The 11,373-nt window shown below is 70.0% G+C and carries 9 protein-coding genes; 4 read left to right on the plus strand and 5 right to left on the minus strand.

The genetic code is table 11. The annotated features are described in order from the left end of the window. Positions 1-3 precede the first annotated feature (3 nt). Entirely contained in the window at positions 4-2,997 is a 2,994-nt protein-coding gene (locus tag ACXJJ3_RS09790; RefSeq protein ID WP_458169651.1) for a S8 family serine peptidase, read from the minus strand. A gap of 293 nt (positions 2,998-3,290) precedes the next feature. On the opposite strand from ACXJJ3_RS09790, the gene ACXJJ3_RS09795 reads away from it, so the two are divergent. Together ACXJJ3_RS09795 and rpsT are read left to right on the plus strand one after the other, a co-directional pair. Then, positions 3,291-3,737: an SRPBCC family protein gene (locus tag ACXJJ3_RS09795; protein ID WP_458169652.1), complete on the plus strand. Its 447-nt coding sequence runs from the start codon at positions 3,291-3,293 to the stop codon at positions 3,735-3,737. 121 nt (positions 3,738-3,858) lie between these two features. Further along, positions 3,859-4,119: a 30S ribosomal protein S20 gene (gene rpsT / locus ACXJJ3_RS09800; RefSeq protein WP_131290686.1), complete on the plus strand. Its 261-nt coding sequence runs from the start codon at positions 3,859-3,861 to the stop codon at positions 4,117-4,119. Between the two features lie 97 nt (positions 4,120-4,216). Here the strand turns inward: rpsT and holA are convergent, their stop codons facing one another. After that, on the minus strand, positions 4,217-5,200 hold the full coding sequence (gene holA, locus ACXJJ3_RS09805; protein WP_458169653.1) for a DNA polymerase III subunit delta: 984 nt from the start codon (positions 5,198-5,200) through the stop codon (positions 4,217-4,219). A 71-nt stretch (positions 5,201-5,271) separates the two neighbouring features. On the opposite strand from holA, the gene ACXJJ3_RS09810 reads away from it, so the two are divergent. After that, positions 5,272-5,847: an isochorismatase family protein gene (locus ACXJJ3_RS09810; RefSeq protein WP_458169654.1), complete on the plus strand. Its 576-nt coding sequence runs from the start codon at positions 5,272-5,274 to the stop codon at positions 5,845-5,847. Here the strand turns inward: ACXJJ3_RS09810 and ACXJJ3_RS09815 are convergent. The 3 genes from ACXJJ3_RS09815 to ACXJJ3_RS09825 all read right to left on the minus strand — a co-directional run bounded on the left by ACXJJ3_RS09815 (position 5,824) and on the right by ACXJJ3_RS09825 (position 10,578). After that, entirely contained in the window at positions 5,824-7,656 is a 1,833-nt protein-coding gene (locus ACXJJ3_RS09815) for a ComEC/Rec2 family competence protein (RefSeq protein ID WP_458169655.1), read from the minus strand. The two genes, ACXJJ3_RS09810 and ACXJJ3_RS09815, sit on opposite strands and share 24 nt — an antisense overlap. An 818-nt stretch (positions 7,657-8,474) precedes the next feature. Then, a complete protein-coding gene (locus tag ACXJJ3_RS09820; protein ID WP_458169656.1) occupies positions 8,475-8,897 on the minus strand; it encodes a helix-hairpin-helix domain-containing protein in 423 nt (140 codons plus the stop codon). Positions 8,898-9,735: 838 nt separating this feature from the next. Continuing rightward, positions 9,736-10,578, minus strand: coding sequence for a DegV family protein (locus tag ACXJJ3_RS09825; protein ID WP_458169657.1), 843 nt, complete (start codon positions 10,576-10,578; stop codon positions 9,736-9,738). 53 nt (positions 10,579-10,631) lie between these two features. On the opposite strand from ACXJJ3_RS09825, the gene ACXJJ3_RS09830 reads away from it, so the two are divergent. After that, entirely contained in the window at positions 10,632-11,129 is a 498-nt protein-coding gene (locus ACXJJ3_RS09830) for a pyridoxamine 5'-phosphate oxidase family protein (RefSeq protein WP_458169658.1), read from the plus strand. Positions 11,130-11,373: the final 244 nt, after the last annotated feature.

The following is an 11,373-nucleotide window of genomic DNA, read 5'->3' on the forward strand; positions in this document are numbered from 1 at the left end:
CTTTTAACTGTCTACGCGGACCACGGTGCTGCCGGAGCCGTCTGCGCCGTCGGAGAAGTGCAGCTGGCCGAGGTACCTGGTGCCGGCGGTCAGGCCGGTCCAGTTGGCCGTAACGCTCGCCGCAGCGGCTACCTGCACCTGCTGGGTCGCAGGGGTGACGGTCAGGTTGCCGGTGCCCTTCTGGATCTCCCAATGGTTGAGCTTCACCTGCTGCTCGTTCGCCCCGGCGTACAGGTCGACGTACACGTCCACCGGGCCGCCCGCGGGCTGCGACAGGTTCACCTCTTCCTCAGCGGAGCCACCGGTGCTGCTGCCGAGCAGGGTCGTCGTACCGGCCTTGTAGACGAACACGTCCAGGTCGGTCCCCGCCGGGTAGTCCGCGTCGAACGTGGAGAACCGGGCGTACGTCGTACCGGCCGGGACGTCCGCCGTGAACTTCGCGACGTGGTCGTTGGCCTTCGGCGCGGTCGTCGGGAACGACACGCCACCCGGGTTCTTCAGCGTTGCCTCGCCGACCGTGGCCGGGTTCAGCCCGAGGGCCGTCGTGTTGAGCGTCCCGGCGTACCCAGCGGTGACCGGGACGTTGACGGAGCCCGCCGTACCCGTGCCCTTGACCTGGACGGGCGCCTTCACGGTCAGCGGCTTGATCGCGAGCGTGCTGGCGACCGAGTGCTTCGCCGACTTCCACACGAGCTTCCCGAACGAGTACTGCTCGAGCGGGGCGCCGTTGTTCTCGATGGTGACCGTGTACGTCGTGCTGCGGCCCGGGAACGTGACCAAGAGCTTCGGCGACACCGTCACCTTCAGGCCCTTCGCGCCCTCGACCTTCGGGAAGTACACCTCGGGGATCTTGCCGACGTTCGTGACCGTCCGGGTCACGGTCTGCTTGCCGGCCAGGTCGCCGATCGCGATCGTCGGGTAGTTGAGGTCGCTCAGATCGATCTTGCCTCCTCCGCACAGCTCGTGCGTGTTCGGCACCTGCCCGGAACCACAGACGAACTTCGTCCAGTCGGTGTACGTCGAGTCGTAGACCAGGCCCGGGTCCATGCCGTACCTCGGCTGTACCTCGCCCGCGCCGTACCCGAACGGGTTCGCCGCCGAGCCGGAGTCGTTCTTGATCGGCTTGCCGCTGGTGTCCTGGTCGGTCGCGGTCGTCATCATCGCGGACTTGATCGCCATCGGGGACCAGGCCGGGTGCGCGCTCTTCAGGACCGCCGCGATACCGGCGATGTGCGGCGTGGCCATCGACGTACCGCTCATGAACGCGTACTCGCCGCCGGCCGCGCTGAACGCGGTCGTCGCCGCCAGCACGTTCGTGCCCGGCGCCATGATGTCCGGCTTCAGCAGGTCGCCGTTGCCGGCCGGAGACGGGCCGCGGCTCGAGGAGCTCGCCACCATCGGGGCGTTGACGCGGACCGGCGTACCGGCACCGATCGTCGCGGTCGGATTCGCCGTACCGCTGACGTACGCCTTGACCTCGGCGGTCTTGGTGTCGTCCAGGTGGACGGTCGGGACCGCGTGCAGGTCGGCGTCCAGCGTGCCCGGGGTGATGTTCAGCAGGATCATGCCGATGCCGCCGGCGTTCTTCACCTGCAGGCTCTTGTCGGCGCGGGCGTTCACACCGCGGTCGCAGACCACGATCTTGCCCTTCACCTTGGCCGGGTCGAGCGTGCCGGCCTGGCAGAGCGTCAGGTTCGCCGGATCGGCACCGGCCAGCCCGGCGTCCTTGGCCAGCACCACGGGCGCCTCCGGCGTACCGGAACCGATGCCCGCGCCGGTGTACGACTTGCCGTTCCCGAGCGTCACCGTCGTCTGGATGTCGCGGTCGTGGGTGCCGTTGGCAACAGTCGTGACCCAGGGGTACGTCTTGCCGACGGTCGCGTCGCCCGGACCGGTGTTCCCGGCGCTGGTCGCGACGAACACGCCCGCCTTCGCGGCCCGCAGGAACGCCAGCCCGGTCGCGTTCACGTACGTCGACCCGCTGCCGGAGATCGAGTAGTTGATCACGTCCACGCCGTCGGACACCGCGGCGTCGATCGCGGCCACGATGTCGGCGTCGGTACCGCTGCCGCCGCCGGTCGCGTCGACCGCCCACAGCGCCTTGTAGATCGCCAGCCGGGCGTGCGGCGCCATGCCGGAGCCCTTGCCGTAGTCACGGCCCATCACGGTCATGTCGACGCCGTAGTTGCCGGCCGCCGTACTCGCGGTGTGCGTGCCGTGGCCGCCGTAGTCGCGCGGCGACTTGAACTCGTCGGCGATCGGGCGGTTGCCGATGCCCTTGTCGAAGTACCGTGCGCCGATCACCTTGTTGTTGCAGGTGACGGGTGCCTCCTCGCCGGCCTGGCAGGTGCCCTTCCACTTCTTCGCGACCAGCGCGTCGGACTGCTTGGTCGTCTTCATCGGCGCGAAGCTCGGGCGCTCCGGGACGTACCCGGAGTCGATCATGCCGATGATCACGCCGTCGCCGGCCTTGTCGGTCCCACCCGCCTGCTGCCAGGCGCCGCCCTTCCCGGACAGGCCGAGGAAGCGCGGGGTGTCGACGGTGTCGGCGTGCTCGATCTCGCTCGGCTCGACGCTCTTCACACCGGACGACTTCGCCAGCTTCACGGCGTCGTCGTACGACATCTCGGCGGAGAAACCGGCGTACGTGTAGTTGTAGTCGTACAGCTTCTTCACCTGCGGGACGGCCTTGAGTACGTCGGCGCGCTCGTTCGCGAGGTGCTTGACGTAGTCGAGGACGGGCGCCGCGGTCTTCAGCAGCTTCGCGCCGGGCAGCACCTTCGTGGCGGCGAGGCCGGCGATGTCGCCGTCGTACTCCGCGACGGGTGAGTCGTCGAGCTGGACGATGTACGAACCGGTCTCGGAACGTTTGACGTCCGGATCGGCCGCGGTCGGGGTCGGCTGGCTGGCGTTCGCTGCGCTCACCAGCACGGGAACGCCGGCACAGGCGGCGATCAGTGCGGTGGCAGCGAGAATCGCCGGTCGCTTGCGGGTCACGGAGTTCCTCCAGGGCTTGGCGGCGCGATGGCGGAGCTCAGGGTGCGTCTTCCGATCCGACGCCGTAGCGAGGAGGTGCTCGGTGCGGTAGCTCGCCGTGCGGGGGCGAAGGTCTCGATGCGGAGCATCGTGGCCTTTGCACCCGTGCGGCGAGATGCCGTGCCGAGTGCCCCGCAGTAGGCGTGGGATCGGGAGACGCACCCTAGGGCTCGCGGGGCCCTGAGTATGCCGTCAGCCGTCGGAGGTGTCACGCTCAGCAGAGCCCGCGACTGCCCAGAGCAAGGGAAAACCCGATGCCCGATCTGACCGAGTCCATCACAGTGCAGTCGTCCGCTGACACACTGTATCGATTGGTCAGCGATCTACCGCGGATGGGCGACTGGAGCCCGGAGTGCACCCGGGTGGTGTGGCGCGGCGCCGGACCGTCCGTGGGGGCGCGGTTCGTCGGGCACAACCGGGTCGGGTTGGTTCGCTGGTTCACGTTCGGGAAGGTGATCGCGGCCGAGCCGGGCCGGCGCTTCGCCTTTGACATCAGCTTCGGGCCGGTGCCGATCTCGCGCTGGGACTACGTGTTCGCCGGCACCTCCGACGGCTGTTCTGTCACCGAGTCCTGGACCGACCACCGCCCGAGCATCCTGAAGACGCTGTTCCGGCCGGTCTTCGGCGACCGCACGCCGCGCAACGTCGACGGTATCCACATCACGCTGACGCGCTTGAAGTCGGCGGCCGAAGCAGGCTGAGTTTGGATGTGGGGGTGGCTTGTTGGTAATCTGGCTCTTCGCGCGCCCACGGGTGGTTGTTCAGTCGTGCGCCGCAACACCTACCGTATTGACCGCACACACCTGATCGAGGCTCTGCTCCGTGGCGAACATCAAGTCCCAGATCAAGCGCAACCGCCAGAACGAGGCTGCGCGACTTCGCAACAAGTCCGTGAAGTCGACCCTCAAGACGGCTGTCCGGCGCTTCCACGAGGCCGTCGAGGCCGGCGAGGCCGAGAAGGCCAACGACACCGCCCGCAAGGCCGGTCGGCTGCTCGACAAGGCCGTCAGCAAGGGCGTGATCCACGCCAACCAGGCTGCCAACCGCAAGTCGGCCATCTTCAAGAAGGCCGCGTCGCTCTGACGCCTCGGTCGCGCCACTGACGCGACCCCGAACGATCGGCCCGGTCCACGCGACCGGCCGATCGTTTTTGCGTGTCCGGAAACGAGGCCGTCCAGGGCTAGCGGCGGCCGTGCGACCGGGTGACGGTGAGGACCATCCGCTCGAGCGCGTAGCCGGCGTCTCCGGAGGCGCCCTTCACGTCGGCGTCGGCCTGCGCGACGGCCTTGATCGCGGCCGCCAGCCCACCCGGTGTCCACCCCCGCGCCTGCTGCTTGAGCTGCTTCAGCTTCCACGGCGGTACGCCGACCTCGCGCGCCAGATCCGCGTCCCGCATCCCGCCCGACGCGCTCGCGTACTTCGCCAGCCCACGCAACCCGCCGGCCATCGCACTCGTCACCAGCACCGGCGCGACCCCGCAGTCCAGCGCCCAGCGCAGCTGCTCCAGCGCCGGCTCGGTCCGCCCGGCGATCGCCGCGTCCGCGACGGCGAAGCTCGTCACCTCGGCACGACCACCGAAGTACTGCCCGATCAGCTCGGCCGTCACGGCCTGGCCCCCCGAGTCGGACACCAGCTGCGAACAGGCCCCGGCCAGCGCCCGCAGATCGTGCCCGACCGCGTCGACCAGCGCCGACGCCGCGCCCTCGTCGACGGTCCCGCCGAGCAGCCGGATCTCTCCGGCCACGAACTGCGGCAGCTCCCACGCCTTCGGCGCCGTCGCGACGACCTCGTTGACCGATGCCTTTCGCAACTTGTCGAGGACGCCCTTGCCCTTCTGGCCGCCCGAGTGCACGAGCACCACGAGTACGTCGTCGGCGGGCGCCCCGGCGTACTCGATCAGGTGCGCGGCCATCTCGCTCGGCAGGTTCTCGAGCGCCCGCAGGACCAGCACGCGCTCGGTCGCGAACAGCGACGGGCCGGTCAGCTCGGCGAACACCCCGACGTCCAGCGTCGACGCGTCGAGGTCGGTCACCTCGACGTCGGAACTGTTCTTGGACACGGCCGCGATCGCCGACCGCACCGCCCGATCCGCCAGGAACGACTCGGCTCCGGTCACCAGCAGGACATCGCCGAGCTTCGGCGCAGAACCTTTACGAGCAGCCACAGGCCCCAGCATCCCACGCCGCGCGGACAATCCGGATGCGCATCCGGACCGAACCGGCCAGGATGAAGCCCATGACCTCCGCTACCGGTGCGCCCGGTCCCTGCGATGGCCTGATCGTCGTGGACATGCAGACCGCCTTCGTCTCCGGCGACGACGCGGTACCGGGCGCCGCCGGACTCCTGGACCGCGTGCGCGATCTCCTCGACCGTGCGCGGGCCGCCGGCGCGGTCGTCGTCCATCTCCAGAACGACGGCCCGCCCGGCGCCGACGACGAGCCCGGAACTCCTGGGTGGGAGCTGTTCTTGCCGGTCGTCGAGGGTCCGCGCGAACACGTGATCCGCAAGCCGCGCGACGACGGCTTCGACGGCACTTGTCTGGGCGAGGTGCTCGTGTCAGCCGGTGTCCGTTCGCTCGCCGTCTGCGGCGTGATGTCCGAGATGTGCGTCCGGGCCACGGCGGAGACCGCGCTCGACCGCGGCTACCAGGTCGTCCTCCCTCACGACGCGCACGCGACCTACGACATCCCGGCCGTGCCTGGGGTCTCGGCGATGGTGCCCGCGCACGTCGCCTCCCGGGTAGCCGCCTGGTCCCTGGGCGATGAAGTTGTGAACACGCTTCCGGCCTCATCGGTCTCCTTCCGCGCGTGATCGGGTGGCGAGGGACAGGTGGTTGCCCGGGTTGGTGACGATGAGGGTGCCGCTCACGTTGGTGGTCACCGTCCTCGTGGTGTTGTGGGACAGCAGGTCCAGCGTCCGCGGCGCGGGGTGGCCGTAGTCGTTGTCGCGGCCCGCTGAGATCACTGCCAGCCGGGCATTCACCGCGGCGATGAACGCCGGATCCTGGCGCGCCGAACCGTGATGCGGAACCTTCAGCACATCCGCTCTCAGATCCGCCCCGCTCGCCAGCACCGCGCGTTGCGCCTCCGGCTCGAGGTCCCCGGTGAGCAGGATCCGCAGACCGCCGGCCTCGGCCAGCATCGCGATGCTCGCGTTGTTCTCCGGAGAACCCTCGTCGGTTGACGTCGCCGACGACGTACCCGCCGGCGGCAGTGCCGGGACCTTCGCCGGCCACACCGTCGTCCAGCTCACCTGCCCGACCACCCGCCGCTCGTGCAACGCGACCGTGCGGACGCTGACGCCGTACTGGCTCGCGAGCTGCCTGACTCGGTCGTACTCGGCCCGCGGCGAGAAGTACGGTGTCACCTCGATCTCGTCCACCTTGCGTCCGTTCAGCACCCCGGCCAGGCCGCCGACGTGATCGGCGTGGAAGTGGCTGAGCACCACGACCGGGACATGCCGTACGCCGAGATCCTTGAGGCAGCGGTCCATCGCCGCCGGATCCGGCCCGGTGTCGACGACCACCGCCGTACCGTCACCGGCCCGCAGTACCAGCCCGTCGCCCTGCCCGACATCGCAGACGACGAACAGCCAGTCCCGCGGCCACCCGAGTGTCCCGATCGGCCGCAGTACGACGACCGCGGGTAGCACCGTCGCGAGGATCATCGCGATCGGCCGGGCGAGGATCCGGTGCAGACCGGCCACGAGGGCCAGGCAGAGCAGCGTCAGTACGGCGACACCGAACACCGTTGCAGGCCAGGCGCTCTCGGCACCCGGGAGGTCAGCGCCCTTCCGCGCAACGAGAATGATCCACCGCGCCGGCCAGCCCGCGGCCCACCCGACGATCCGCGCCACCGTAGTACTCACCAAGGCAACACCCGCCGCGACGAACCCGAGAATCGTCGTCGGGCCGACCATTGGACCGGCCAACAGATTCGTCAGCACCGCGACCAGCGACACCTGCCCCGACAGCCACGCGACGATCGGCGTACACGCGATCTGCGCCGCGAGCGGACACGAGATCGCATCAGCCAGCCACCCGGGAAGCCACCGCGCCAACGCATCACGCCACCCCGGCCCGAGCAGCACGATCCCCGCCGTCGCAAGCACCGACAACGCGAACCCGGCCGACCGCGCGAGCGACGTGTCGAGCAACAACAGCACGATCACCGCAACCGACAGGCTGCGCACCGCACGACGTGCTCCTCCTCCACTTGTCATCGCAGCCAACGCGATCAATCCCATCGCCGCCGCCCGAAGCACACTCGGCTGCGGCCGCGCGAGTACCACGAACACGACAACCGTCAGCAGCCCGACAACCGTCAGCCCACGCGCGCGTACGCCGACCAGCCGCGCCAACGGAAGCAGGAACGCGAGCAGCAGCGTCAGGTTCGTCCCGGAGACGGCCGACAGATGCGTGAGACCGGTCGTCCGGAAGTCCGCATTCAACTCGTCCGAGACACCCGAGACATCACCCACCACCAACGCCGGCACGAGTCCACGCACATCCTCCGGCTCGCGCTCCACCGCACTCCGAAGCCCCGCCCGCACCCGCTCCGCCGCCCGCAACCACCACGCCGGCTCCCCCACCACCCGAGGCGGCGACCGCGTCGACAACATCGCCGCCACCTCACCCCCGCTGTCCGCCCGCTCCAACCGCCCATTCGCCTCCACAACCTGCCCGTACCGAACGTCCTTCCACCCAACCGCCCCAATCAACAAAACCGGCGTCCGAACCCGAACCCACCCACCCGCTTGCCCACCCGCCCGCGTGCTCACCTCCTCCACAGTCACCCGCACCACCACATACGGCGGCCGCCGCGACCCAGCTGCCTGCTTCACCACCGGATCCCCATCAACCCGGGCCCGCACCCCCACCACCCCCGACCGCCCCGCAGCCTCATAAACCGGCCCCACCCGCAACTCCCCCACGTGCAGCCCGGCCCCCACCGCCAACCCCCCAACCACCACCAAAACCCCCACCCCACAACCCCCCAACCCACCGCCCGCCCCACCCGACCCGCACCCCACGCTCCACACACGCAGCAGACGCCGCTTGCTCCACATACGCGTCACGCGCCTCTTGCTCGACACCCACGGCACACGCCCGTCGTCCCGCACACCCCGCGTGCGCGCCGCGCTCTCCCCGTCCAGCGTCACCACCAACAGCCGACCGCCGCCGGCGCAGCAACCACAGCGCGAGCACGCCCGCGAACACCAGCGCCACCGCGCCGACGACCGCACCAACCACAGGCGGCTGCCCCACCAACACAGCAGCCGCCAACCACCCGGCGCCTGCGGGCAGCAGCAAACGCATGTCCACCGGCTCGGGCACCGGCTCGGGCACCGGCGGGGCGTCCAACTCGGGGTTGGGGGCGGCTTGTGAGGCTGGTGTTGGGGTGGGTGTTGGGGTGGGTGTTGGGGTGGTGGGGGTCGGGTCAGAGGGTGACATGGGGTTTGAGGGAGTCGTATTTCTTGGGGCCTACGCCGGGGACCTCCTGGAGTTGGTCGATGGTGGTGAAGGGGCCGTTCTCGGTTCGGTAGTCGAGGATGCGTTGGGCTAGGACCGGGCCTACGCCGGGGAGGGTGTCCAGCTGGTCGACGGTGGCGGTGTTGAGGTTGACGGATTGGGGATTGGCGGGGGTTTGGGTTGTGGAGGTGGAGGTTGTTGTTGGGTTGGGGGGTGGGGGTTGGGTTGGTAGGCCTACGTTGATTTGTTCGCCGTCGGTTACTGGGCGGGCGAGGTTGAGGGTGGTGAGGTCTACGCCGCGGAGGGGACCGCCGGCGAGGGTGAGTACGTCGGCTACTCGGGAGCCGGGTGGGGTTTGGACCAGGCCGGGGCGGCGGACTTTGCCGGCCACGTAGACGATCAGTTGGGCGGGTGCGCCGGGTTGGGTGGGGATGGGCTGGGTCGAGGCCGCTCCAGGTTGGGTCGGGCCGGTGCCAGGCTGGGTCGGGCCGGTGCCGGGTTGGGTTGGGCCGGGCTGTGTTGAGCCGGATCCCGGTTGGTTTGGGGCGGTGGCCGGTTGGGTTGGGGCGGTGCTTGGTTGGGCTGGGGCGCCGGGGGTGGTGCCTGGTTGGGAGACAGGGGTGCCGGGGGTTGGAGTGGTGGGGTGGGTCTCGGGGATGGGGGTGGGGCGGGCGTGGAGGAAGGCCCAGGTGGCCCAGGTGAGGCCTAGGGCGAGGATGGTGAGGAGGACCAGGACGTGGCGGGGGGTGAGGGTCCAGCGGGCGTTGCGTAGGCGGTCGGGTACTTGGTCGGGGATCCATCCTCCGCGCACCTCTTCACGCTCCTCGGGGTCTTCGGGTGGGACGTCGGGGGTGTGAGGGTCTGCGGGCGTGGGTGGGTGGACGGACAGGCGCGCGAGGGCTCGGGCGCGGGCGTCCGGGGCTGGGGGTGGGGTACGGCGGAAGACCTTCACGCCCAGAGAAGGTACGAGCCCGGGACAGCCTTCGAGCTACGACCTGAAAGCTGTGGAGAACAGCCGCGACACGCGGTGGTCGGCTCCGGCGACACGTGGTGGTGGGCTCCGGCAACAGCCGGTGGTCGGCTCCGGCAACAGCCGGTCGTCGGCTCCGGCAACAGCCGGTGGTCGGCTCTGACGGCAGGCGGTTGTGGGCTCTGGGGACAGGCGGTGGTGGCGGGAGGCCTGCAATTACCTGTCGCCGGTGACCATCGCTTGTTCCACGTAGGCCGGGTCAGAGCGGGCTGACGACTACGGCCAGGAGGCCGGGGCCTACGTGGGCGCCGATGACGGCGCCTACCTCGCGGAGGACTATCTCGTGGGCCTGGGGGAGGCGGGTGGCGAGGTTGTCGGCGAGGGTTTGGGCTTTTTCCAGGTTGGCGAGGTGGTGGACGGCAAGTTGGACGGGGGTTTCGCCGGCGCGCTGGACGGCGATGTCGGCGAGGCGGGCGATGGCGCGGCTCGAGGTGCGGACCTTCTCCAGCGGGACGATGCGGCCGCCGTTGATGGTGAGCAGGGGTTTGACGGCGAGCGCGGTACCGAAGAGCGCCTGGGCGGCGCCGATGCGGCCGCCGCGGCGGAGATACTCGAGGGTGTCGACGTAGAAGTACGACGAGATCGTCTTCATCCGGGCCCGTGCCGCAGCCTCGACGGTGGCGGCGTCCTCTCCGGCGCCGGCCGCGGCGGCCGCGGCGAGGACCGGGAAGCCGAGGCCCATGCCGAGCGAGCGGGAGTCGACGACGTGGACCGGGACCGGGGACTCCTTGGCGCCGATCATCGCGGCCTCGAAGGTGCCGGACATGTCGCCGGAGAGGTGGATCGAGACGACCGCCTCGGCGCCGTCGGCCGCGCAGGCGGCGTACGTGTCGGCGAACGTCTGCGGTGCCGGCCGGCTGGTCGACACGGGCGTGAACGTCTTGAGCGCCTCGGCGACCGCGTCCGCGGAGGTGGCGCCGTCGTCGTACGAGGTGCCACCGATCACGACCTGCAGCGGTACGACGGTCAGCGGGTGCCGGAGCAGCTCGTGCGTGGACAGACCGGCCGTGGAGTCGGTGACGACCTGCACGCGGGCTGCCATGCAGCGAGGTTACCGGACGGTTAATGTCCGGGAGCAGTGCCAAGCTTGGCAAGATGAGGGAGACCACAGCGGAAATCGCCGAGCTGCAGGCGCTGATGGATGCCGTCTACCCGCGCTCGACCGAGCACCTGCGCGGGATCATCAGCGGCTCCCGCAGGCTCACGGCCGAGGCGATGGTACGGCGGCTGACCGGCATGTGCACGCTCAGCCTGGCGACCGTGACGGCGCGGGGCGAGCCGCGGATCAGCGCGGTCGACGGGCACTTCCTGCACGCGCGATGGGTGTTCACCACGTCCGGGTCTGCGGCGAAGGCGCGCCATCTCCGAGCCCGGCCGACTGCGAGTGTCGCGTACATCGACGGTGAGCGGATCGGCGTGTTCAGCCACGGCCAGGTCGAGTTCCTGACCGCCGAGCACCCCGACTTCGCGGAGATCGAGGAGCACCTGACCAGCCATTACGGCAGTTCGCCGTCGAGCTGGGGCCAGGACATCGTGTACTGCCGCCTCCGACCCACCTGGGTAGTCGGGTTCATACAAGCGGAAGCGAGGTGAAGGCCACCCCTCCCGGGACCTTCACCTCGCCTGGGAACTTGGCCGGGCCGCTGGCGTCCCCTGTGCGTCAACAGCCCGGCACGTCCCGGCTGACTCCCCCTGGCTGTCAGCCCAAGTCGTTGGAACCTCGGCGAGCTACTCCCCGTATCCGGTTCCGTGCGAACCGGCCTGACCGCGAGCTCACCGAGGTCCCGGGAGGTCCCAGCGGCCGACACGCCGGCGGGAGACCTGGCCCGCCGGGCAC

Source organism: Kribbella sp. WER1 (genome assembly GCF_054189145.1).

Bases quoted from the DNA above. Each gene is read 5' to 3' on its own strand.
- ACXJJ3_RS09810 (WP_458169654.1), top strand. From the start codon at position 5,272: ATGACCTCCGCTACCGGTGCGCCCGGTCCCTGCGATGGCCTGATCGTC.
- ACXJJ3_RS09815 (WP_458169655.1), bottom strand. From the start codon at position 7,656: ATGTTGTCGACGCGGTCGCCGCCTCGGGTGGTGGGGGAGCCGGCGTGG.
- ACXJJ3_RS09825 (WP_458169657.1), bottom strand. From the start codon at position 10,578: ATGGCAGCCCGCGTGCAGGTCGTCACCGACTCCACGGCCGGTCTGTCC.
- ACXJJ3_RS09830 (WP_458169658.1), top strand. From the start codon at position 10,632: ATGAGGGAGACCACAGCGGAAATCGCCGAGCTGCAGGCGCTGATGGAT.
- ACXJJ3_RS09795 (WP_458169652.1), top strand. From the start codon at position 3,291: ATGCCCGATCTGACCGAGTCCATCACAGTGCAGTCGTCCGCTGACACA.